Genomic DNA, 23067 nt, shown 5'->3' on the forward strand with positions numbered 1-23067 from the left:
TCTTAAGGAAACACGTCCTCTGACGATGCGCGTCCTGGGTGCGAACCTCCGCCCAAGTTGCTCGCAGAGCCACGTCTCCGTCACCGGTCCGCGCCCGTTGCCGCGCTACCGGCACGGCCAAGACTTTGCTCCGCGTTAGAGCGTCTACGAGCCCATTGCCGGGGCACCGTGTGGAGGGGGCCTGGGTCAGGTCAAAGAGTCGACCGAAGCATGGGCCTCGTCCACACCGAGACTTCTTCCCTCGACGAGGCGTCGCTGGCGCACGAACTCTTCCGAGGCGACAAGGTCGATGGCCGGGCCGGTGGCCCTGCCGAAGGGATGACGCTCTTCCAGGCCGGGCGATGGCTTCGTCTGCAGGACGAGCAAAGCCGCGCTGAGGATCTGCTCGGCCGTTCTGGCGTGCCGAGCTCCGGGACGAGCATGCCCGGGTTCACCTTCCGTCGTGATTCGCTTGCGTTCGGTAACCACAGTCGAGCGAAGATCGCTACCATCCCGGGCACTGGATGCGTCCAGATCATCCGACGAGGCAGCGCCCGTCGACTCGGGGACGGCTTGCCACACACTTGGGGAGAGGTCTTGTACACAGCGGAGATCAATCGACGGCGTCCGGCCTGCTTGCTCCTGCTCATCGATCAATCCTTTTCCATGTCCGAGCAGTGGGAGCAGAACGGTCCGTCCAAGGCGCACATGCTCGCACTGAGCGTCAACCGCTTGCTCGGGAATGCGGTCATCCAGTGCAGCAAGGGCGACAACCGGATCCTCGACTACTTCGAGGTCGGCGTGATCGGCTACGGCGCCGACGTGCGGTTCGCGCTGCACGGTGCGAGCGGCGAGCGTCCGCTGCTTCCGATCAGCGAGGTCGGCGACAACCCGCAACGCGTCGACGACGTGATGCGCAAGGAACCCGACGGGGCCGGCGGCATCATCCACGTGCCGATGGCCACGCCCGTCTGGGTCGACCCGGTCACGAATGGCGCAACGCCGATGGTGGAAGCTCTCGGTGTTGCCGCGGAGGTCTTGACGGAATGGGCAGCCGAGCACCCGACCAGCTTCCCGCCGATCGTCATCAATTTGACCGACGGGATGAGCACCGACGGTGACCCGCAGTCGGTCGCGAGCCGGATCCGTTCGGTGAAGACGAACGATGGCCCAGCACTCATGTTCAACGTCCACCTCTCGAGCGCGTCGATGGCCGAGGTTCTGCTCCCGAACGTCTCGGATGGGCTCCCGGACGACTTCGCGGCACGGCTGTTCGCGATGTCCAGCGAACTGCCCGTGCAGATGGCCGAGGCTGCGTCCGCACTGGGCTACCGGCTGCAACCGGGCGCCCGCGGATTCCTGTACAACGCGCAGGCGACATCGGTCATCGAGTTCCTCGACATCGGCACCCGGCCGATCACACCCGGAGGTCCGCCGGAACTGCCCGCGGGTCCGATGTCGAACGCATGAGCACATCACCGGATCCCGTGGTTCGCGCACCTCTCGACGTCGTCATCCGCACGGTCCCGAAACGGGGAAATGCGGCTGAGGAGAACGAAGACAGCGCGGCTGGGGACGCTGAAGGTGGTCGTTTCGCCGTCGCCGACGGCGCCTCGACCACCGCTCGTTCCGAGGTCTGGAGCGCGATGCTGGCCGAGTCGTTCGTCAACGGCGAAGATCCGCTCGCGGACGATGTGCTCACCAGGTTGCGCAGAGATTGGTGGGCCCGCGTCAACGAACTAGATCTCGCATGGCACGCCAAGGCGAAGCTGGCAGGAGGGGCGGCAGCGACCTTCCTGGGCGTGGTGGTCGAGGCGGATCGGTACGCCCTGTCTTCCGTCGGCGACTCCTGCATGTTGCACCTCGCCGAGCAGAAGCTGCTGTCCGCGGCACCGCTGACCGAGTGGTCGGCGTTCTCGAGGTTCCCCGAGGCAGTGCACACCAGATCAGACATTGCTGTTTCCCCTGCTGAGATCCGGTCGGTCAGCGGCACGCTCAGCGAGGGCGACGTGTTGCTCCTCGCTACGGACGCCGTAGCCAAGCACCTCCTGCGGCACCACAGCGAGACCGGCGCGTTACCACCGATCCTCGACCACCTAGCGGATGAAGACGAGTTCGCCGACTTCATCGAGCGGGAACGAGAGCGAGGGCTCGACAACGACGATTCGACGGTATGTGTGGTGTGGACGTGAAACTCCCGCAGCTCATCGACTACCAGCAGGCCGTGCAGGCGAAGCTGTTCGCTGACCCGGCCCTGCGCCACGGCACACCGATAACCAATCCGCTCAAGCAGGCCACCGTCGTCAGCGGCGGGTTCGCGTTGACTTTCAGGGTCGAGGTTCCCGCCGCCGGGGGTTCCCGAAAGCAGTTCGCGGTCCGCTGCTTCCACAAGCAGGGCACTCGTTTGGAGGAGCGGTACGCCGCCGTCGCCGACTTCATCGGTCAGCACCGGAAGAACCTCGACTTCCTCACCGACGTCGCGTACGTGCCAGCAGGCATCCAGGTGAACGGGAATCTCTTCCCCATCGTCCGGATGCCCTGGGTCGGAGGTGAGCGGCTCGACGCCTGGGTGGAAGACCACATCGAGGAACCGCACCGGCTCGACCGGGTTCGTCAGCAGGTGAAACGGGCTGCCCATCGACTGCGCGCCGCCGGGGCGGCGCACGGCGATCTGCAGCACGGCAACATCTTGGTCGACCAGCACGACCACATCCACCTGGTCGACTACGACGGGATGTACTTGCCGGTGCTGTCGACCCTCGGCGCGGCCGAACGCGGGCATCCTGACTACCAGCACCCCGACCGCGGGGAGAGCTTCGGCGATCACCTGGACGTGTTCGCGGCGTACGTGATCGACCTGTCGTTGGAAGCGCTCAAGCACGAACCGAGGTTGTGGCAGGACTTCAACACCGGCGAGAACCTCATCTTCGAGTCGGCCGACTTCGCCGATCCGGGGCGCTCCGAGCTGTTCGCGAAGCTGACCTGCATCTCTGCGGTGGAGGAACGAGTGCGCCGGCTTCGCCAGGCGTGCGAGGCGGAATTCACCACGATGCCTGCGATTCTCTCAGGTGAGCGAACGAGTGCCACGCCCAGCCGCTCGACCAGGCCGAAGCGGCCCGCCGGCCCTCGCGCCCTCGACGCGCACGATCACGTCGTTCTCCACGGACGCATCGGCGACCGCGTCACGATCGTCGGTAAGGTCCTCGGCACGCGCATCCACCACCCGTCCCGGACCACGTTCATCAACTTCGGTGACTGGAAGAACGGCAAGACCTTCCGGATCGTGGGCTGGGGTCCCGTCACCTCGCGCTTGGAGCAGCGTTACGGCACTGATGCCACGAGGCTCCGCGGATCGTGGGTGACCCTCTCCGGGATGATCGCGTCGTACAAGGACCGGCCGCAGATGGTGCTGGATCGGGTCCAGACGCTGCGGGTGCTCCGCGAGGCGGACGCGGAACGACTCCTGGCACCACCCGAACCCCGAGCTGAGCCCACGCCTCAGAACGCGCCACGAGCGGCGCCGGAGCCGGCGGCATCGGAACCAGCGGCCCCGAAGACGCGGCAGTCCGCAGCACCCGTCGACGGCTTCCACCGCTGGAAAGCACCACCGAAGCCCCAGAAGAAGGACGACCTGGACCAGCGCCTCGATCAGATGTACTCGTCCAGTTCCTCCCGCACCCCCAGAACAACGTCCCCGCCTCCAGCACAACCTCCCCCGGGCCCTGCGAACCACCGCAGGTACCCGCTGCCGTCACCACCGCCCGCACCGGCAGCATCCCCGCCTGCCGCTCAACCGAGCGCTCCGCAGAAGCCGCCTAGTCGAGGTCTCCGGGACAGGTGGTTCGACATGTGCGACCAGCTGGCGAACCTGCTTGACCGGTGGCGCAAGTGACTCCGCGGCGACACCGTCCCCATCAGCGCGCAACGTCGTTCCGACGAAGCGATGCTGATCTCGCCGCCGCATTGCACGAGCGTGTGCGAGAAGCGGTCTTCGTTCTCGGCGACGGTGCAGATGTTCTGCGGTGGACCGCTTACGTCAGCGGGTGTGGACGATCGCCGGCGGCACGCCCGCCCGTCAGGCGCCGGGTCTGCGGGCGACTCCGGCCCAGATCGAGGATTGTGCCGGTTCTGAGAACTTCAGCTTCCGGGAGTGGTTCGGGCTGTAGTCCTCGGGGTGCCACTCCCAGGTCCAGGCCATTCCGGGGTCCATCAGCTCGAAATCGCCGAACAGGTCGCGGATCTCATCGCGGGTCCGCCAGATCACCGGGCTCGACGACGCGTCGTACATGCGCTTGATCCCGGCGAGGTTCTCCTCCATGCCGGGGGGTAATCCGTCGTCGGTCAGGTGCGAGATCGCCAGGTACGAGCCCGGTGACAGCAATTCGCGGTAGCGCTTCATCACGGTCGGTGAGATGTCGACGCCGTCCGGGCCGGGTTGCTGCACGTGCAGGACCGCGATCAGCAGGACGGCGATGGGCTCGTCCATGTCCAGCACGCCGGTTTCGATGGCGCGCTGCCACAACTTGTTGGGGTTGCGGAAATCGGCGTTGATGGCCGCGTGGCGGTCCGGGTCGCCGTGCTTCTCCAGCAGCATCTGCGAGTGCGCCACGGCGACCGGTTCGTTGTCGACGTAGACGACCCGCGAGTCGAGATCGAGCTCGTCGGCGATGGAGTGCGTGTTGCCCATGGTCGGCACGCCCGAGCCGATGTCGATGAACTGCCGGACTCCGTGGGCGACCAGGCGGCGCACCGCTCGGTGCAGGAACAGCCGGTTGCTGATGGCGATCGGGCGCAGCACCGGGTACTCGTCGAGCACGCTCTGCCCGAAGCCCCGGTCGATGGCCCAGTTGGCCTTGCCGCCGAGGTAGAAGTCGTAGACGCGCGCGACGCTGGGCTTGCTCAGATCGACGCTCTGCGGAGGGAACGGGTCCTCATCCATCTTGCTCATTCGCATGATCCTTCTATCCCGGCCGGGCGATCGGCAACACATCGTAGCTTTGTGATCATCCTCGGTGAACGGCGCACGCGGGTCGCGGGCTCGACCTGGTCAGAGGACCTCCGGGGAGCGGTGGAGGGCACGTCCCGAGGGACGTGCCCTTCTCCTCGCTTGCACGGTCAGGTGTCACCCGTTGATGTGGCTCCCTCCGGCGACGTCCACCGCGGAGGGGTCTCGCGCCGGCGTTCCTCGGTGCGCGCCGGGTCAGCGAGCGCAGATCGAGTGGAGCGCTTCGTCCAGGGCCGCGCGGTGGATCTGGTCGAGGTCGGCCGACTCGGTCGCTACCGCTCGGTCCAGGGTCGGGGCGCAGTCCGGGGCCTCCCGCAGGGGTTCCGCCGCTTCGAGGGCGGTGATGATCTCAGTGCCGATGCGGTCGAGTTCGGGACGGATCGTGGTGAGGTCCGGCTTCCCCGACGGCCGCAGGGCGGGTTGCGCAGCCCACTGGCGCAGCAGGTCGTTCTGCACCTGGGTGCTCGCGGTGATCTGGTCCTGGAAGACCTGCGCCGCCCACTCGGGGTCCACTCCGGCGCGGGCGGCATCGGCACGGGCTCCGTCGATGACGACGGCTTCGCGGGCCGGGTCGGTGACGGCCTTGCCGGTGCCGAACTTCGAGGCGGCGACCTGGTCGGAGAGCACCGCCCGCTCCTCCGCCAGCCGCACGAGGTCGGTGACGCCGTCCGCACCCGCCACCGGCTGCGCGGCCGCGGGTTCCGCCGGTGCCCCGCACCCCGCCAGCAGCAGCGCGGCGACGAACACGGCGGCAGGGGTGATCTCGACTCGCTTCACGTTCTTCCTCCTCGGGGAACCACGACGATCCGCGGTGCACACGAGCGTGCCGTGATCATCGTCCTCCCCGTCCGCTCCCGGCGCCACGATCGATCCCGGTCGGGACAACCCTCGCCGCCGGACGGACCACGGACCGCACCCATCGACTCCTGGCGGATGCGGCCCGCGGCGGCCGGGCGTCACGCGGGCAGCAGCGGCCAGACCGTGATCGTGCTCTTGAGCTCGGCCCGCTCCGGCCATTGCGCGGCGACGTACTGCGGATCGATGCTGTCGGCCGTCGGCAGGGCGAACAGGGCCGCCGTGGGCACCTGCGCGGTGGGTTCGGCGTTCGGGTCCTGGGTGATCCTCGCCCGGCCCGGCGAGTCCGCGGTGATGCGGACCTCGGGCGAGTGCTCGCCGGGATTGTCGATGTCGACGGGCAGCTGGTCGCTGATGAAGTGGAACGACATCGCGTGCGGGTAGCCCTGCAGCACGCAGTCGGTGGCCGGGTCGGCGGCGGTGAAGTCGAGGGCGAACTCCTCGGGCGAGGCCTGGTCGACGGTGACCCGGAGGTCGTCGGGGCCGCACCAGTCGTCCTCGGCGGCGACGGCCGCGCCGGTGCCGACGACCGCGGTGGCGGCGACGGTGGCGGTCACGGCCAGGAAAGCGGCGCTGCGACGGATGTTCATGCGTGTCCTCCTCGGGACGAACCTTCTCGATCACCCGGTGGACGCCGATGCGGACCGCGCGGATGCCGTCGCGTCGGGCTCGTCACGTCGGAGCAACCTGGGAGGCTTAGGAACGTCCGCAATGCGACCTGATCCGGCTGGTGCGCGCCGTGACGAAGGCGGCCCGGCGAAGTCAACCGGGCCCCGGGAAGACGCTGCCGCAGCCGGGAACCCTCACCGTCCCGCGTCGCGGTAGGTGGTGCCGGTGAGGTTGGGGGCGGTGCCGTCGTAGAGGCCGGTGGGGCTGGTTTCGGTGGAGAGCGTGAACCAGGAGTAGCGCTCCACGAACGGGAGTCCTTCGAGCATCTCGGTGGAGTTGCGGACGAAGTCGGCCTGCTCCTGCTCGCTCGGGTAGCGCGGCTGCCCGCCGGAGAAGTCGATGAGCGCGTATTCGGTGAGCCAGACCGGTTTCCCGTAGCGGTCGTGGACGGCTTGGACGTAGCTGCGCAGGTGTTCGGTCGCCTCCGGGGAGAAGTCCGCGCCGTACCAGTGCAGCGGGATGAAGTCGACCTGCAGACCTCGTTCGGCGGCCCCCTGCATGAACCGGTCGAGCCAGCCGCCGTCCAGGTCGGCGCCGGTGGCGACTCCGGGCGCGCTCAGGCGCATCCCGGTCTCCTGCAGCTGCGGCCACAGGTCGAGGGCCTGCTCGACGGTCATGTCGGCCTGTTCGGCCATGTCGGGTTCGTTGAACGCCAGCAGGGTGGAGCCGGAGTCTTTCGCCGCGTCGAGGGACTGCTGGTTCACCTCGTCGGCGCCCCAGATCATCGGGACGAACTCGGTGCCTTCGGGCGCGGGGACGTCCTGGTCGTCGGCGGACCAGTCGTAGAACCAACTCACCCCGACGTCGCCCAGTGCTTCGTCGACGCCGGCGACGTCGTTGACGCTGACGCCCTTCTTGGCGGCGTCCTCGGCCGCGGAGGTCGCGGGAACCAGCAGCAGGGTCACGACCGTCGCCAGCGCGGGCAGCAGCGATTTCCGGGTGAACATCAGATCCCCTCGTGGAAGGTCACGGTGAAGCCGTCGCAGGACGGGCAGTTGCGCATGACGTCGTTGCCGGGTTCCTGGTCGTGCTTGGACCACGCGTACGCCCGGGGGCAGTGCTCCTGCACCGCGTCGCTGTAGGGCGTCCGCTCGTCCCGGCTGGGGTTGGTGCACAGCTGCGGCTGCCCGTCCGCGCCGTCGGTGAGGTTCTCCGGCGGGCAGTGCTCCAGGAGCGGTTCGGAGCAGCCGACCTGTTCGCACTGGCCGGAGTCGGGCGGCGGTTCGGCGCCGGTGGGTTCGATCGTGATCGGCAGGGCCACCGCGTTGACGTAGCTGACGTTGTACCAGGGCGCCCCGGCATCGTTCGGGTCGAAGTTGAACTCGGCCAGGCCGGTCGGCTGCTCGCCCGTGGTGCAAGTGCCGGGTTCGGTCCCGCAGTCCCCCACGGCGCAGTGGAACGATTCGCCGGGCTCGCCGGAGCAGTCCTGGCGCGCGAAGAACTTGCCGCGCCAGTACTGCGGTTCGCCGGACTCCGGGACGGTGATCGTCGCCGATTCGCCGTCGGCCAGCACCGGCAGGTCGGTGAGCTGCTGCGAGCCGTCCGCGTTCACGTTGGCGCCGATCCACAGCGTCTCGCCGGAGCGGTTGGCGAACGTGATCGTGCGGTCGGCGGTCGACGTTCCCTGGGCCGTCGCCGCTCCTGCGCCGAACAGCAGCAGGAGTGCGACCGCGAGCAAGGACGCTGTTTTCCGCATGAGCCCTCTCGGAGTGGTCCGGGGATTTCGACCTCATCGTAGGACGCGCACGACCCGTCGATTCGCCTGAAGTTTTCCCGTATTTCGCGGCGACGACGACGTCGGAATTCATCCTTGCGGCGGTTTCGGCGAATGCGGACGCCGGTTTTCACCTTGGTCGCGGCGGGGTTTCCCGGGACTTCGCGCAACCACGTCCTCGGCGATCATGAGACGTTAGGATCGCGGCCATGTGGTCGTTGCCGTGGGCCGATGTGCTGGTGGGCGGGCAGGGGCGGTCATGGCGGACCGTTCCGCAGGAGCGATCGGTGCTCGTGGTGGTGCACACGGTGACCGCGGCGACCCGGCTGTTCGACGTGCTCGGGCTCTGGTCCGGCGATCACCGCGTGCAGACCGCCTTCACCTGCACTCGGACCAGTGCTTTCACCAGCGGGACGGAAGAATTCCTGCGGGAGCGGGGAATTGAGCCGATCCCGTGGGAGCAGGCGGTGGAACGCGAATTCGACCTCGCCGTCGCCGCCAGCTACGGCGGCCCGCTGCACGCGCTCCGCGCACCGTTGATCATTCTTCCGCACGGAATGGGGTACAACAAGTTCGCGCCCGGCGACCGGCATCGGGAATCCGCTCGCAACCCCGTTTTCGGCCTCTCCGAATCCACCTTGGTGCACGACGGCCGTCTCGTTCCGTCCGTCGCGGTCCTGTCCCACGCCGAGCAGCGGGATCGGCTGCGGGAGTACTGCCCGGAAGCGCTCGACGTCGCGCTGATCGCCGGTGACCCGTGCTTCGACCGGATGCTGGCGAGCCGTCCGCTGCGCGAGACCTACCGGCAGCGGTTCGGCGCCGGCCCGGACCGGCGCGTCGTCGTGGTCTCCTCCACGTGGGGCGGGGAATCGCTGCTCGCCCGCTGCCCGTCGCTCGTCGCCCGGCTCGCCCGGCGCCTGCCGCTCGACGAGTACCGGATCGTCGTGGCGCTGCACCCGAACATCTGGTCCGCGCACACGCCGTGGCAGGTCCGCGGCTGGACCGACGAGTGGACGCGCGCCGGTGCCACCGTCCTGCCACCGCACGAGGGGTGGCGCGCGGCGCTGGTCGCCGCGGACGTCACCATCGGCGACCACGGCTCGGTCACCTTCTACTCGGCGGCGCTCGGCGTGCCGGTGCTGCTGGCCTCCGCTCCGGTGGAGGCCGTCGACGCCGTCTCCCCGATCGCCCGCTTCCTGCGCGCCGCGCCGCGGCTCGATCCGGACGGTGATCTGCCCGCCCAGCTAGAGTCGGCGATCTCCGCGCACGCGCCGGAGCGCTACGACTCCATCGTCGAGCACACCACCTCGGTCCCGGGCGAATCGGCGCGGCTGCTGCGATCCACCGTGTACGAGCGGCTCAAGCTCGACGAGCCGCTCTTCGAGGCCGAGACCACCGCCGTGCCCGTCCCGCCCGCGGCCCCGGCCGGGCCGAGCAGCCAAGTCGTCCATCTCGAAGTCCACCGGCACCGAGCCGTGGCGACGCGGCTGCCCGCCGAATCGCTGCGGGAGGCGCAGCGGCTGCCCGCCGACGCGGTGCTCGTCGCCACCACCTCCGAACCGACCCGCCGCTGGCTGGAGTGGGCCGAGATCCTGCTGCACGACGATCGCTGCGCCGATCCGCGGCAGTGGATCCGCGCCACGCTCGCCCGGCTGCCGACCGCGACGCTCGCGGTGACGCGCGACGAGGCGGGGCGCTGGGTGGTGGGCGGTCGCGACACGCCCCTCGTTCGCTTCACCGGCCCGGACGATCTCGGCCCGGTGTTCGCCGCCTTCGTGCACCACCGGATCGCATCGGCGGAGCAGAGCCTGCCCCCGTCGGTGACCTTCCGGCTCGGCAGGCGGGTCGCCTCCGCGCGGGTGGAGGTGGACTGAGCGCGGCGGCTCAGCCGCGCCGCTGCTCGGCGAGGACCTGTTCGGCCTGGTCGAGGAATCCCCAGGTGCGGTAGATCGACGCGGCGCGCTCGAAGTGCTCGCGCGCCTCGTCCGGGGCATCGGCGGCGACGGCGCGAGCGCCGAGCGCGTGGTGGATCTGGGCGATCTCGAAGTGGCGGTTCTCGCCGGTCATGTGCCGCAGCGCCGCGTGCAGATCGGCCTGCGCCTGCTCCGGGTGGCCCAGCTCCACCGCCCGGATTCCGCGCCACAGCAACGACTTGTGCTCGTTGTGCACGTCCGGTTCGGGCAGCGACCGGAACCCCTCGACGGCTTCGCCGAGCAGTGCCACGGCCGCGTCCGGGTGCTCCACCGAACCGAGGTGCATCTTCGCCAGGGACGTGCGGCGCTGGTCGTCGATCTCCGCGGCCAGTGCGAGGTTGTGCCGCAGGAGTTCCCGCGACGCGTCCCGGTCGCCCTGCTCCCGGCGGGCGATGCCGAGCGATTCGACCGCCGTGGCCGCCAGTTCCGGGAGGTCCTGCTCGCGCGCGATCCGCTCGGCGCGGGCGAACAGTTCCGCGGCCTTGTCCCGTTCGCCGCGGTGCCGGAAGGCGAAACCCCGTTGCACGAGCGCGAGTCCGGCCGCGAACGGGTGCCCGTGGTCGTCGGCGACGGCGACGGCGTGCTCGTTGACGGCGTCCATGTCGTCGAGGTGCTTGGCCCGCTCGTGGAACGGCCACAGCGCCACCGCCAACCGGCACACCTCGGCGTCGCCGTCGTCGTGCAGCAGCCCGGCGACCGCGCGGAGGTTGGCGCGTTCGGCCTCCAGCCACGCCTCCGGTTCGGACACCGACCCGGTCAGATCCAAGTCCGGCCAGAGCCGTTGCAGCCAGCCGCGTTGCGGCATCACCGCGTTGCCCGCCGGAACGGCCGTGTCCACGTAGAACCGCAGGAACCGCGCTCGCACTGCGGGATCGGTGCCGAGCCGGCGCGCGTGGGCGCGCACCAGCCCGTCCACGAAGAACCGGCCCCGCGCGCCTTCCTGCACCAGACGTGCGTCCACCAGCCGGTCCAGGCCGTCGCGGACGTCGTCCTCGCTCGCTCCCAGCGCCGCGACGAACGCGGGCACGCCCACGTCACCGGAACCGGGGTGCCGGCCGAACGCCGCGTAGAGCAGGCGATCGCGATCGTCGAGCCGGTCGACGGCGGTGTTGAGCACGGCGGTCACCGACAGGGACTCGTCGCGGGACAGCACGGCCAGGCGCCGGTCCTCGCGAGCCAGTTCCCGCACGAGCCGGTCGACGGGGCGCTGCGGCCGGTCCGCCAGCAGCGCTCCCGCCACGCACAGCGCCAGCGTGGACCCCTCGCACCGCTCCACGAGCGCGTCGACGTTCTCCGGTTCCGCTTCCGGTCGCGGGTCGTCGGCGGGCAGGATCCGCTGCAGCAGCAGCCGCGCGGATTCCGGGCTCAGCGGATCGAGCTCGACGTACGCCGCTTTCTCCCGCTGCCGCAACGCCCCCAGCGGACCGGCCTCGGTGACCAGGACGACCGAGCGGCCCTCCCCCGGCAGGAACCAGCGGACCTGCGCGGCGGTGACCGCGTCGTCGACGACGACCACGACGTTCTTGCCGGTGCTCCAGGAGCGGAAGAAGTTGGACCGGCCCTGCACCGTCGCGGGGATCTCCGACGCGGTGTAGCCGACGGCGATGAGGAAGTCGCGCAGCGCTTCGCTCTCCGCGCCGGATTCGCCGTCGGTTCCGGACAACCGCGCGTAGAACCGGCCCGCGAACTCGCCACCGTGGTCGGCGACCCAGCGGAACGCCGTCTCGCTCTTGCCGCCGCCGAGCGGGCCGCGGACCACGACGACCCGAGGTGCCGCGTCGCCGGATTCCGCGAAGCGGACGGCTTCGGTGATCGCCCGGAGCTGGCGCTCGTTGTTGGTGTAGGACCGGGTCGGCTGCGGCACCTGCCTGGGCGGGTGCTCGGCGGGCCGGGACGGGGCGTAGAAGTGGATGCCGCCCTCGACGTGCCCGGCCTGCGCGACCGCGTGGGCCGATCCGTCGAAGCTGTTGCCGGTCACCGTCGATCCCCCTGCCGTCCGAAGATCACCGGGGCCACCCTAGCGCGAGGTGACCGTCCGCGACCACGACATCACCGAACCCGCCCCGCCGGTGCCGGCACGTCCGTCGAACCGGTCCGCGTTCGGCGGCGGCGTCGGGCCACCGAGGCTGGACGGCGTCGAGCGCGAAGTGGTTCTCTCGACGCGAGAACCGTCCGGACCGCACGGGGAGGGCTCATGACCCACCGGCCGGAATCGCCGTCGAGCGCCGTACCCGGGCACCTCACGCAGGAGCGGCTGGAGATCCGGCTCCGGATCATCTCGGACGAACTGCCGGGCAAGACCTCATGACCACGACGGAGGTAGCAGGATGACCCGCGACGCGGTGATCGTCGAACCGGTCCGCACGCCGGTGGGGCGCTACGGCGGGGTGTTCTCCCGGATTCCGGCGGCGGAACTCGCCTCGACCGCGATCCGGGCGGTCCTGGACCGCAGCGGGGTGCCCGCCGAGCAGGTCGACGACGTCCTGTTCGGCCAGTGCTATCCGAACGGGGAGGCTCCGGCGATCGGCCGCGTCGCCGCGCTCAACGCGGGACTTCCCGTCGAGGTGCCCGGCATGCAGGTCGATCGCCGCTGCGGATCGGGATTGCAGGCCGTGCTCGACGCGGCGATGCGGGTGCAGACCGGGGTCGCCGACGTCGTGCTCGCGGGCGGCGCGGAGAGCATGAGCCTGGTCGAGTTCTACTCCGACCAGATGCGCTGGGGCGTGCGCGGCGGCGGGATCGAACTGCACGACCGGCTCGTCCGGGCCCGGCTCACCGCCGGAGGCGAGCACCACCCGGTGCCGGGCGGGATGCTCGAAACGGCCGAGAACCTGCGCCGGGAGCACACGATCCCGCGCGCGGAGCAGGACCGGCTGGCCCTGCGGTCGCACCGGCGGGCCGTGGCCGCGATCGACGACGGCCGCTTCGCCGAGGAGATCGTGCCGGTCACCGTCCCCGGCAAGCGCGGACAGGGCGACGCCCTCGTCGACCGCGACGAGCATCCCCGCGCCGACGCGTCGGAAGAATCCCTGGCAGCGCTGCGGCCGGTGCTGCGCGCGCAGGACCCCGAGGCCACCGTCACCGCGGGCAACGCCAGCGGGCAGAACGACGGCGCCGCCGCGTGCCTGGTGATGAGCCGCGCGAAGGCCGACGAGCTCGGGCTCACGCCGATGGCGCGGCTGGTGTCGTGGGGCGTGGCCGGGGTCGCGCCGCGCACGATGGGCATCGGGCCGGTGCCCGCCACCGCGAAGGCGCTGGCGCGGGCGGGGCTGGCGCTCGCCGACCTGGACCTGATCGAGCTCAACGAGGCGTTCGCGGCGCAAGTGCTCGCCTGCACCCGCGAATGGGAGTTCGGCGACGGCGACTTCGACCGCCTCAACGTCAACGGTTCCGGTATCTCCCTCGGCCACCCGGTGGGCGCGACCGGGGTGCGGCTCCTGACGACGCTGCTGCACGAGATGCGCCGCCGCGAGAGCCGCTACGGCTTGGAGACCATGTGCATCGGCGGCGGCCAGGGCCTGGCCGCGATCTTCGAGCGGATCTCATGAGCCCGCTGGAGGGCGTGCGGATCGTCGAGTGCGCGAGCTTCGTCGCCGGGCCCTCGGCCTGCCTCGCGCTCGGCCAGCTCGGCGCGGACGTGATCAAGGTCGATCCGCTCGGCGGAGCCGCCGACCAGCACCGCTGGCCGCTGGCCCCGAGCGGGCGCAGCCTCTACTGGACCGCGCTGAACAAGGGCAAGCGGTCGCTGGCGGTGGACCTGCGCTCGGACGAGGGCAAGGAGCTCGTGACCGCGCTGATCACCGCGCCCGGCCCGGAATCCGGCGTGCTCGTGAACAACAGCGTCGGTCGCCGGTGGCTCGCGCACGAGGTGCTGACCGCCCGGCGCCCCGACCTGATCCACCTGCGGGTGCAAGGACATCCCGACGGCAGACCCGCCGTGGACTACACGGTCAACGCCGAAGTGGGCGTGCCCGGCATCACCGGCGACGAGCAGGGTGCGGCGCCGGTCAACCACGTGCTGCCCGCCTGGGACCTGATCACCGGCATGACGGCGGCGACCGGGGTGCTGGCCGCGCTGCGCGAGCGCGCGGCGACCGGCCGCGGCTCCTGCGTCGAACTGGCGCTGGCGGACGTCGCCACGGCCGGGGTCGCCAACCTCGGCTGGCTCGCCGAAGCGGAGCTGCGCGGCGGCGACCGGCCCCGCCACGGCAACCACGTCTACGGCAGCTTCGGCGTGGACTTCGAGACCGCCGACCACCAGCGCGTCATGGTCGTCGCGCTCACCGGGGGCCAGTGGACGGCGCTGCAGGAGGCGACCGGCACGACCGACGTGTTCGCGGCCCTGGCGGAACCGCTCGGCGCGGACCTCGGCCAGGAGGCCGACCGCTACCGGCTGCGCGAGACCATCGCCGCGATCCTGCGGCCCTGGTTCGCCGCGAGGACCTTGGCGCAGGTCCGGGAGCGCTTCGACGCGGGGCGAGTGCTGTGGAGCCGCTACCGGGGCATGGCCGACGTCGTCGCCGAACACCGCGCGTCCGCAACGGAAACGGTGCTGACCTCCGTCGACCAACCCGAGATCGGGCCGTCGGTCGCCGCCCGCTCCCCGCTGCGCTGGGACGGCGAGTACGACGACGCCTCCCCCGCGCCGCGCTTGGGCGAGCACACCGACGACGTGCTCACCGAAGTGCTCGGCTTGAGCCCGGCGGAACTGGGCGGGCTGCACGACCGCGGCGTCATCGCGGGAACCGGCTGACCGACGTCGCGGTCCTACATCGTGAACGGTGTGAAAAAAGAACGCGCAAAATCTTGATCGGTTCCAGACTGCCGATCAGAATGCTGCACGTGCCCAGGACGACCGCGGACTTCGAGCGGATGCTGCGCGAGGCGGATCTGCGCGTGACCCGCCCGCGCACCGCCGTGCTGACCGCGGTGCACGAACACCCCCACGCCGGCACCGATTCCATCCTCGAAGCGGTGCGCGAACGGCTCCCGAAGGTCTCCCACCAGGCCGTCTACGACGTGCTGCGCGCGTTGACGGGAGCCGGGCTGCTGCGCCGGATCCAACCGATGGGTTCGGTGGCCCGCTACGAGGCGAGGGTCGGCGACAACCACCACCACGTGGTGTGCCGGTCGTGCGGCGTGATCGCCGACGTCGACTGCGCGACGGGCGCGGCTCCCTGCTTGAGCGCCTCCGATGGTCACGGCTTCGCCATCGACGAAGCGGAGGTCATCTACTGGGGAACGTGCCCCGACTGCTCCACCTCTGATCCCGAACAACGCACTGATCCCGAAAGGACTCCCGGTGACCGACAGCCCTGACACCGAGACCGGTGGTTGCCCCGTCGCGCACGGCGGCCGCATCCCCCACCCCACCCAGGGGAACGGCAACGACACTTGGTGGCCGAACCGGCTGAACCTGAAGCTGCTGGCGAAGAATCCCGCGGTCGCCGACCCGCTGGGCGAGGACTTCGACTACGCCGCCGAGTTCAAGACCCTGGACCTGCCCGCGGTGAAGCGCGACGTCCTCGACGTCCTCACCACCTCGCAGGACTGGTGGCCCGCCGACTTCGGGCACTACGGCCCGCTGATGATCCGGATGGCGTGGCACAGCGCCGGCACCTACCGGGTCAGCGACGGCCGCGGCGGCGCCGGATCCGGGCAGCAGCGGTTCGCGCCGCTCAACAGCTGGCCGGACAACGTCAGCCTGGACAAGGCCCGCCGCCTGCTGTGGCCGGTCAAGCAGAAGTACGGCCGCAAGCTGTCCTGGGCAGACCTGCTGGTGCTCGCGGGCAACGTGGCGCTGGAGTCGATGGGCTTCGAGACCTTCGGCTTCGCCGGTGGCCGCGTCGACGGCTGGGAACCCGAGGACGACGTGTACTGGGGCTCCGAGACGACCTGGCTCGGCAGCGACCAGCGCATCTCCGACGGTGAGCAGCGCAATCTGGAGCAGCCGCTGGGCGCGACCCACATGGGCCTGATCTACGTCAACCCGGAAGGCCCGGAGGGCAAGCCGGACCCGGTGGCCGCCGCGCGCGACATCCGCGAGACGTTCGGCCGGATGGCGATGAACGACGAGGAGACCGTCGCCCTCATCGCCGGCGGGCACACCTTCGGCAAGACCCACGGTGCCGCCCCGGACTCCAACCTCGGCCCGAACCCGGAGGCCGCGCCGCTGGAAGCGCAGGGCCTCGGCTGGTCCAACGCCCACGGCACCGGCAAGGGCGCCGACACCATCACCAGCGGCCTGGAGGTCACCTGGACCTCCACGCCGACGCAGTGGGGCAACGGCTTCTTCGAGAACCTCTTCGGCTACGAGTGGGAGCTCTACCAGGGCCCCGGCGGCGGCTGGCAGTGGAAGCCGAAGGACGGTGCCGGTGACGGCACGGTGCCCGACGCCCACGACTCGGCGAACAAGATCGCGCCGAACATGCTCACCACCGACCTGTCGCTCAAGCTCGACCCGATCTACGAGCCGATCTCGCGGCGGTTCTGGGAGAACCCGGCGGAGTTCGCGGACGCGTTCGCCCGCGCCTGGTTCAAGCTGACCCACCGCGACATGGGCCCCGTCGACCGCTACGTCGGCCCCGAGGTCCCGTCCGAAGAGCTGATCTGGCAGGACCCGATCCCCAAGCCGGACCACGAGCTCATCGGCGACGCCGAGATCGCGGCGCTGAAGGCGGACATCGCCGCCTCCGGGCTCACCGTGCGCCAGCTCGTCTCCACGGCGTGGGCCTCGGCGTCCACGTTCCGCGGCAGCGACAAGCGCGGCGGCGCCAACGGTGGCCGCATCCGCCTCGAACCGCAGCGCAGCTGGGAGGTCAACGAGCCGGAGGCGCTCGCGACCGTCATCACCGCGCTGGAGGGCATTCAGGAGTCGTTCAACGCCGGGTCCGGCGCCAAGAAGGTCTCTTTCGCCGACCTGGTCGTGCTGGCAGGCGGCGTCGGTGTCGAGCGGGCCGCGAAGGCCGCCGGATTCGACATCGCGGTCCCGTTCACGCCGGGCCGCGGCGACGCCACCGCCGAGCAGACCGACGCCGAGTCGTTCTCGCACCTCGAACCGGCCACCGACGGGTTCCGCAACTACGCGGGCAAGGGCTCGACGCTGCCCGCCGAGTACCAGCTCATCGACCGGGCGAACCTGCTCACCCTGAGCACGCCGGAGCTGACCGTCCTCGTCGGCGGCCTGCGGGTGCTCGACGTGAACCACGAGCAGTCGCAGCAGGGCGTGCTCACCGACCGGCCGGGCACGCTCACGAACGACTTCTTCGTCAACCTGCTCGACCTGGGCACGACGTGGAAGCCCGCCGACGAGTCCTCGACGACGTTCGAAGGCACCGACGGCTCCGGCAAGGCCATCACCGGCAGCCGCGTCGACCTGGTGTTCGGCTCGAACTCCGAGCTGCGGGCCGTCGCCGAGGTCTACGCCGCCGCCGACGCCCAGGAGAAGTTCGTCGGCGACTTCGTCAAGGCCTGGACCAAGGTCATGAACCTGGACCGGTTCGATGTTGCCTGATTTTCGGGCTCTTTCTGCTTTGGTGTCCGGGTAACGGAACCTCAGTCGGTCTCTCGCTGCGGGATCTTTTTCCCAAGTGGCTCCGCCACGAGGGAAAAAGCTGTCCTCGCGAGAGACCGACTGAGAACCCGCCGGTGGTCGGCTTTTCGACGTGGGCTATGTGCTTCGCACATACAGGCACGGCCTCCGGCCGCAAGGCAGACGGGGCTTCGCCCGCCCCAAGGCACGGCTTCGCCGCAAGGCACGGCCTTCGGGCGGGCGGTGGGATCGGTTTCTTGTTGTGAACGGGCCTTCACTGCGGGTGGGTGGGGGCCCGTTTCGCGTTGTGGGAACGTGACCCCCCGGCGCGGGGGTGGGCGGGCGGTGGCGCATGCTCGTGCTGCGTTCCCATTTCCCAGAACCAAGGCCAGGAGGTCAACGCCGTGTCGTCTAGCCCCGTGGGCGCCGCCGACGTGGACGCCGCCGCAGAGCGGTTCGCCGCAGCGATCCCCACGACCCCGCTGCACCGCAACGAGCGGCTGTCCGCTCGCCACGGGCTCGACGTGTGGATCAAGCGCGAGGACCTCACCCCGGTCCGGTCCTACAAGGTCCGCGGCGCCTACAACTTCATCGCCCAGCTCTCGCCCGAGCAGCGCGAACGCGGTGTCGTGTGCGCCAGCGCGGGCAACCACGCCCAGGGCGTCGCGTTCGCCTGCGAGGCGCTGGGCGTCACCGCCCGCGTGTACCTGCCGCGCACCACACCGCGGCAGAAGCGGCAGCGGGTGGCCCGCTTCGGCGGGCGCCACGTCGAGGTCATCGTGCACGGCGACACCTACGACGACGCCGACGCCACGGCCCGCGCCCACGCGGCGGAGACCGGCATGACGCTGATCCCCGCGTTCGACGACCCGCGCACCATCGCCGGGCAGGGCACCGTGATCCGCGAGGTCGTCGAGCAGCTCGGCTCCGCGCCGGACGCGGTGATCGTGCCCGTCGGCGGCGGTGGGCTGCTCGCGGGCACGCTGTCGTGGCTGCGCGAGACGCACCCGGAGGTCCGCGTCATCGGTGCCGAGCCGCAGGGCGCGGCGAGCATGGCGCTCGCCCTGGACCGCGGCGAACCGTCGCCCGTTGAGGACCTCGATCCGTTCGTGGACGGCGCGGCGGTGCGCGTCGTCGGCCGCCACCCGCACGCCATCGCGGCGGCGGAACCGCCCGAACTGGTGGCCGTGCCGGAAGGCCAGATCTGCGTCGAGATCCTCGACCTGTACCAGAACGACGGCATCATCAGCGAACCCGCGGGCGCGCTGTCGCCCTCCGCGCTCGCCCAGGACCTCGGCCTGGCACCCGGCTCGACGGTGGTGTGCCTGCTCTCCGGCGGCAACAACGACGTCAGCCGCTACGCCGAGATCGTGGAGCGGGCGCTCGTGTTCGAGGGCCGCAAGCACTACTTCCTCGTCGAGTTCCCGCAGGAACCGGGCGCGCTGCGGCGCTTCCTGGACGACGTACTCGGCCCGGACGACGACATCGCGCTGTTCGAGTACGTCAAGCGCAACAACCGCGAGACCGGCCCCGCGCTGGTCGGGATCGAACTCGGCGCCCCCGAGAACCTCGACCCCATGCTCAAGCGGATGGACGCGATCCCGCACCGCATCCAGCAGGTCCCCCCGGACAGCCCGCTGTTCCACTTCCTGGTGTGAGTTCGCTGGGTGCGGCCTCCTCCGGCGGAGGGGGCCGCGCCTGGCCCGCCCAGCCGTGCACGGGCTCGTGCACTATGCCGTTTCGGTGAAATCCGGTGGTACGAACCTGTTTTCACCGAGCAAGTGCGGCCGGATGATGTTCAGCTGCGCCCCGTTGTGGGATCTTGTGCCTTCGCGCGCCGTGCGCGTCGCTGCCCGAGGAGGCGTGGATGCCGGATCCAGCGCCCCGCCACGATCCCGGTGCACGAGCGCCGCAGCCGGAGAGCACCGTCATCAGCGTCGCCAGCACGACGGGCGACGTCGTGCAGGTCGGGCAAGCCCGCGACATCAGGATCATCCACGAGCACGTCCATCCCGCCCACGGACCGCTCGTCGAACCGCTCCGCGCTTTCACCGCCGCGGTCCGCGACCGGTGGGACGGCGAGTCGGAGCGGATTCCGATTCAGGTGCGCTGGCAAGAAGCACCGGAAGAGCTGACGGATCACCGCGCGAACATGCGTGATCGCGACGGTGCCGACCCGCCCGACCCGGCCGGCACGCTGGACCGGATCGCGGAGGTCTTCCGGAGAACGCCGGACGGGCGGCTCGTGGTCCTGGGCGGACCCGGCGCGGGCAAGACCTTCCTCGCCACCCGGTTCGTGCTCGACGTGCTGGACCTGGTGAAGGATCGCCACGACGACCTGGCCGTTCCGATCATCTTCGACCTCGGTTCATGGGACCCCACCGCACGCTCGCTCAGGGAGTGGATGCTCGATCGGCTGGGGCTCGACTTCCCGCGATCGGACACGGACACGCTGTTCCGGGCCGGTCACGTGCTGCCCGTGCTCGACGGCTTCGACGAGATCGCGGAGGGACTGCGGGACGTCGCGCTGAAAGCGATCAACGAATACCGGGGCCCGCTGCTGCTGACGAGCCGCCCGGCGGAGTACGCGGCGGCGGTCGAGACCACAAAAGCGCTGGAAAAGGCGACGGTGGTGCAGCTGTGCGAGCTCACCCGGGACGAGGCGACCGACCACCTGTGGCGCACCGCGAAGAAGCGGATGAACCACGACGGGAGCACCCGGACCGGCTGGGATCCGGTGTTGCGAGCGCTGCGCGAGCACCCGGACACTCCCGCATGCCGGGCGCTCACCGCGGCGTTGAGCTCGCCGCTGATGGTCTGGCTCGCCCGGACCATCTACGCCTACGGCAACGATCCGGAGGAACTGCTGGACACGACGCGGTTCGGCGACCGGGAGGCGCTGGAGGACCACCTCCTGAGCAGCCTCGTACCCACGGTCTTCGACCCGATCCCCGGCGGGCACTCCGAGAAGGCCTCCCGCAGGTGGGACCCCGCGTACGCCGAGCGCCGGCTGCGCCACCTCGCACGGCACCTGCAACGGCTGCACGACGCGCAGGACCTCGCCTGGTGGCAGGTTTCGCGGAGCATGCACCGCGCCTCCCGCGCCCTCGTGATCGCCCTCGTGATCGGGCTGACCGTCTTCCTGGCCGTATTCCCCATGCACGTGGCGATCGGCCTGTGGGCCGGGCTGGACCTCGGCGAAGCGCTGCGGACGAGCAGGACTTCCGGTCTCCTCAACGCGGGCGCCGCCGGTATCGCGTTCGGCATCGCCTACGCAGCGGTGATCACCCTCGGCCGCGCGGGCACGGAACCCTCTCGGATGCGGTTGCCGCTGCACGGCGGCGGGAGTGTGCAGCGGAGCTCCGGCAAGCGGATCGCGACCCGGATCGCCGTGGCCGCGCTGCTCGGGATCGGGTTCGGCTTCGTGGGCGGAGCCGGCTCGCGCCTGGTGCTGGCCTGGCTGGAGAACCCGCTGCACCTGACGGCCTTCTGGGTGGACGGCGTGCTGTACGCGATCATGTACGGGACCGGTTCCGCGGTGGTCTTCGGGACGGCCGCTCTGCTGGAGGCGCCCATCAGGACCGAGTCGGCCGCCGACCCCATCAGCCTGCTGCGCAGCAACCGCGTCACGACGCTGCAGATGCTGCTCGTCTTCGGGCCGGCGTTCGGCGTCGTCGTCGGGCTCAGCGGGAGCGCGCTGGTCGCGCTGTTCGGCGGGAACCTCTGGGGCGTCCCGCTGTACTGGAACGCCATCGCGATGATCCAGTACGCGGCGGTGGGCGCGGTCGGCGGCGGGCTCGCGGCCGCCCTCAGCTTCACCGCGTGGGGCGAGTGGCTCGTGTTCGGCAGGCTTTGGCTGCCGCTGGCGGGACGATTGCCATGGCGGACGGTCACTTTCCTGCACGACGCCCACCGGCTCGGCGTGCTGCGCACGCACGGTTCGGTGTACCAGTTCCGGCACGGGCGCCTGCGCGACCACCTCGCGGCGACCGAGCACGCCATGAGCCGCGAGGGGAACGGCTCCAGGTCAGCGCCGTGAGGCGGGCGGCGTCCGGACGCGGATCGCGCCGCGCCCGGACGCCGTTGATCACCGGTTCGCCGCGCCCCAGCTGATCGGCATCTTCGAAGGGCCGCGGGTGGACAGGCCGTCCTTCCACTCGACGCCCTCCTCCCCCGCGGCCAAGCGCAGGTCCGGCAGGCGGCGCAGCAAGGTGTCCAGCGCGACCTGCAGCTCCATCCGGGCCAGCGGCGCGCCGAGGCAGTGGTGCGCGCCGTGCCCGAAGCCCACGTGCGAGGCCTCCTCGCGCAGCAGGTCCAGCACGTCCGGCTCGGAGTAGACGGCCGCGTCGCGGTTGGCCGAAGCCGTGCTCGGCAGCACCGCCTCCCCTGCCTTGACCGTCACCCCGCCCAGCTCGACGTCCTCCAGCGCGTAGCGCGGGATGCCCGCGCCGTTGCCGAGCGGGACGTAGCGCAGCAGTTCCTCCACGGCGCGCGGGATCAGCGCGGGGTCGTCGCGCAGCCGGGCCAGCTGGTCGGGGTGCTGAAGCAGCACGTAGACGAAGTTCGGGATCTGCGAGGCGGTCGTCTCGTGCCCGGCGACCAGGATCGCCTCGGCCAGCGAGAGCATCTCGTCCTCGGTGAGGCGGTCGTCGTCATCGCGGGCGGCGACCAGCGCGCTGAGCAGGTCGTCGCGCCCGTCGTCGTGGCGGCTCTCGCGGCGCTCGGCGATCAGCCTGGCCATGTACTCCCGCAGCAGGCCGACGCATTCGACGACCTCGTCCAGGGTGAACTTGGTCGTGGACAGGAAGGCGTCCGACCACACCCGGAAGTCCTTGCGGTCCTCGTAGGGCACGCCCAGCAGCTCGCAGATCACGGTGATCGGCAGCGGCAGCGCGAAGTCCTCGACCAGGTCGGCGGGCGTGCCGCGTTCGACCATCCCGTCGACGAGGCCGTCGGCGATCTCCTGCGCGCGCGAGCGCAGGCCTTCGACGCGGCGCTGGGTGAACGCCTTCATGACCAGTCGGCGCAACCGGCTGTGCTCCGGCGGGTCCATGCTCATGATGTTGCCGCTGGAGCCCTGGATCGGTCGCATCCGCGCCTCGTCGCGCCCGGCCCCCGCGGCGCGGCTGAACCGCTTGTCGCCGAGCACGAGCTTGACGTCCTCGTAGCGGCTGGCCAGCCAGCCCGGTTCCCCGTACGGCAACCGCACCCGGATCAGCGGCTGCTCGCGCAGCTCCTCGAACAGGGGCTCCGGGTCCAGCCGTTCCGGTTCGCTGAACGGGAAGGACTTCGGCTCCGCGGTGGTCATCCACGACTCCTGTGGTCGAACGTTCGGGACTCC

17 protein-coding genes are annotated in these 23067 nt (G+C 70.6%); 10 read left to right on the forward strand and 7 right to left on the reverse strand.

Annotated elements, in window-relative coordinates; all coding sequences use genetic code 11:
* Positions 1-210 precede the first annotated feature (210 nt).
* From BJ969_RS19685 to BJ969_RS19695, 3 genes are read left to right on the forward strand one after another with little or no spacing between them, the layout of a single operon-like run.
* Positions 211-1449, forward strand: a complete 1239-nt coding sequence (locus tag BJ969_RS19685) for a vWA domain-containing protein (protein WP_221315882.1) — start codon at positions 211-213, stop codon at positions 1447-1449.
* Entirely contained in the window at positions 1446-2171 is a 726-nt protein-coding gene (locus tag BJ969_RS19690; RefSeq protein ID WP_184480796.1) for a protein phosphatase 2C domain-containing protein, read from the forward strand. The genes BJ969_RS19685 and BJ969_RS19690 overlap by 4 nt, the downstream gene beginning before the upstream one ends.
* Complete coding sequence (locus tag BJ969_RS19695) at positions 2168-3871, forward strand: phosphotransferase family protein (protein WP_184480798.1); 1704 nt, start codon at positions 2168-2170, stop codon at positions 3869-3871. The genes BJ969_RS19690 and BJ969_RS19695 overlap by 4 nt, the downstream gene beginning before the upstream one ends.
* 183 nt (positions 3872-4054) lie before the next feature.
* Here BJ969_RS19695 and BJ969_RS19700 read toward each other — a convergent pair whose 3' ends face one another.
* From BJ969_RS19700 to BJ969_RS19720, 5 genes are all read right to left on the reverse strand, one after another.
* The gene (locus tag BJ969_RS19700) at positions 4055-4927 is read right to left on the reverse strand and encodes an SAM-dependent methyltransferase (RefSeq protein ID WP_184480800.1); all 873 of its coding nucleotides are present in this window, start codon (positions 4925-4927) and stop codon (positions 4055-4057) included.
* Positions 4928-5179: 252 nt separating this feature from the next.
* Positions 5180-5761, reverse strand: coding sequence for a chorismate mutase (locus BJ969_RS19705; protein WP_184480802.1), 582 nt, complete (start codon positions 5759-5761; stop codon positions 5180-5182).
* Positions 5762-5940: 179 nt separating this feature from the next.
* Positions 5941-6429, reverse strand: coding sequence for a hypothetical protein (locus BJ969_RS19710; protein WP_184480804.1), 489 nt, complete (start codon positions 6427-6429; stop codon positions 5941-5943).
* A gap of 213 nt (positions 6430-6642) precedes the next feature.
* The gene (locus BJ969_RS19715) at positions 6643-7455 is read right to left on the reverse strand and encodes a glycoside hydrolase family protein (protein ID WP_184480806.1); all 813 of its coding nucleotides are present in this window, start codon (positions 7453-7455) and stop codon (positions 6643-6645) included.
* A complete protein-coding gene (locus BJ969_RS19720; RefSeq protein WP_184480808.1) occupies positions 7455-8204 on the reverse strand; it encodes a thaumatin family protein in 750 nt (249 codons plus the stop codon). Before BJ969_RS19720 ends, BJ969_RS19715 begins: the two co-directional genes overlap by 1 nt.
* A gap of 227 nt (positions 8205-8431) precedes the next feature.
* On the opposite strand from BJ969_RS19720, the gene BJ969_RS19725 reads away from it, so the two are divergent.
* The gene (locus BJ969_RS19725; protein ID WP_184480810.1) at positions 8432-10096 is read left to right on the forward strand and encodes a hypothetical protein; all 1665 of its coding nucleotides are present in this window, start codon (positions 8432-8434) and stop codon (positions 10094-10096) included.
* Between the two features lie 10 nt (positions 10097-10106).
* Here BJ969_RS19725 and BJ969_RS19730 read toward each other — a convergent pair whose 3' ends face one another.
* The gene (locus BJ969_RS19730) at positions 10107-12173 is read right to left on the reverse strand and encodes a tetratricopeptide repeat protein (RefSeq protein WP_184480812.1); all 2067 of its coding nucleotides are present in this window, start codon (positions 12171-12173) and stop codon (positions 10107-10109) included.
* A gap of 349 nt (positions 12174-12522) precedes the next feature.
* Between BJ969_RS19730 and BJ969_RS19735 the strand changes: the two genes are divergently transcribed.
* From BJ969_RS19735 to BJ969_RS19760, 6 genes are all read left to right on the forward strand, one after another.
* Entirely contained in the window at positions 12523-13743 is a 1221-nt protein-coding gene (locus BJ969_RS19735) for an acetyl-CoA C-acetyltransferase (RefSeq protein ID WP_184480814.1), read from the forward strand.
* Positions 13740-14948 carry a CoA transferase gene (locus tag BJ969_RS19740; protein WP_184480816.1) on the forward strand — a complete coding sequence of 403 codons (1209 nt, stop codon included), beginning with the start codon at positions 13740-13742 and terminating at the stop codon, positions 14946-14948. Before BJ969_RS19735 ends, BJ969_RS19740 begins: the two co-directional genes overlap by 4 nt.
* Before the next feature lie 119 nt (positions 14949-15067).
* Positions 15068-15514 carry a Fur family transcriptional regulator gene (locus tag BJ969_RS19745; RefSeq protein WP_246458336.1) on the forward strand — a complete coding sequence of 149 codons (447 nt, stop codon included), beginning with the start codon at positions 15068-15070 and terminating at the stop codon, positions 15512-15514.
* Positions 15498-17708 (forward strand): catalase/peroxidase HPI, encoded by a 2211-nt coding sequence (katG, locus tag BJ969_RS19750; RefSeq protein WP_184480818.1) that lies wholly within the window; start codon positions 15498-15500, stop codon positions 17706-17708. The genes BJ969_RS19745 and katG overlap by 17 nt, the downstream gene beginning before the upstream one ends.
* A gap of 437 nt (positions 17709-18145) precedes the next feature.
* The gene (ilvA, locus tag BJ969_RS19755) at positions 18146-19384 is read left to right on the forward strand and encodes a threonine ammonia-lyase IlvA (protein WP_184485537.1); all 1239 of its coding nucleotides are present in this window, start codon (positions 18146-18148) and stop codon (positions 19382-19384) included.
* Positions 19385-19593: 209 nt separating this feature from the next.
* On the forward strand, positions 19594-21765 hold the full coding sequence (locus tag BJ969_RS19760; protein WP_184480820.1) for an NTPase: 2172 nt from the start codon (positions 19594-19596) through the stop codon (positions 21763-21765).
* A 48-nt stretch (positions 21766-21813) separates the two neighbouring features.
* On the opposite strand, the gene BJ969_RS19765 is transcribed toward BJ969_RS19760, so the two are convergent.
* Positions 21814-23034 carry a cytochrome P450 gene (locus tag BJ969_RS19765; RefSeq protein ID WP_184480822.1) on the reverse strand — a complete coding sequence of 407 codons (1221 nt, stop codon included), beginning with the start codon at positions 23032-23034 and terminating at the stop codon, positions 21814-21816.
* Positions 23035-23067 lie beyond the last annotated feature (33 nt).

The sequence above is a fragment of the Saccharopolyspora gloriosae genome (assembly GCF_014203325.1).
GTDB lineage: Bacteria > Actinomycetota > Actinomycetes > Mycobacteriales > Pseudonocardiaceae > Saccharopolyspora_C > Saccharopolyspora_C gloriosae.

Coding starts and splice junctions, on each gene's coding strand:
- BJ969_RS19685 (WP_221315882.1), top strand. CDS start 211: ATGGGCCTCGTCCACACCGAGACTTCTTCCCTCGACGAGGCGTCGCTG.
- BJ969_RS19690 (WP_184480796.1), top strand. CDS start 1,446: ATGAGCACATCACCGGATCCCGTGGTTCGCGCACCTCTCGACGTCGTC.
- BJ969_RS19700 (WP_184480800.1), bottom strand. CDS start 4,927: ATGAGCAAGATGGATGAGGACCCGTTCCCTCCGCAGAGCGTCGATCTG.
- BJ969_RS19710 (WP_184480804.1), bottom strand. CDS start 6,429: ATGAACATCCGTCGCAGCGCCGCTTTCCTGGCCGTGACCGCCACCGTC.
- BJ969_RS19715 (WP_184480806.1), bottom strand. CDS start 7,455: ATGTTCACCCGGAAATCGCTGCTGCCCGCGCTGGCGACGGTCGTGACC.
- BJ969_RS19720 (WP_184480808.1), bottom strand. CDS start 8,204: ATGCGGAAAACAGCGTCCTTGCTCGCGGTCGCACTCCTGCTGCTGTTC.
- BJ969_RS19725 (WP_184480810.1), top strand. CDS start 8,432: ATGTGGTCGTTGCCGTGGGCCGATGTGCTGGTGGGCGGGCAGGGGCGG.
- BJ969_RS19735 (WP_184480814.1), top strand. CDS start 12,523: ATGACCCGCGACGCGGTGATCGTCGAACCGGTCCGCACGCCGGTGGGG.
- BJ969_RS19740 (WP_184480816.1), top strand. CDS start 13,740: ATGAGCCCGCTGGAGGGCGTGCGGATCGTCGAGTGCGCGAGCTTCGTC.
- BJ969_RS19745 (WP_246458336.1), top strand. CDS start 15,068: ATGCTGCGCGAGGCGGATCTGCGCGTGACCCGCCCGCGCACCGCCGTG.
- BJ969_RS19760 (WP_184480820.1), top strand. CDS start 19,594: ATGCCGGATCCAGCGCCCCGCCACGATCCCGGTGCACGAGCGCCGCAG.
- BJ969_RS19765 (WP_184480822.1), bottom strand. CDS start 23,034: ATGACCACCGCGGAGCCGAAGTCCTTCCCGTTCAGCGAACCGGAACGG.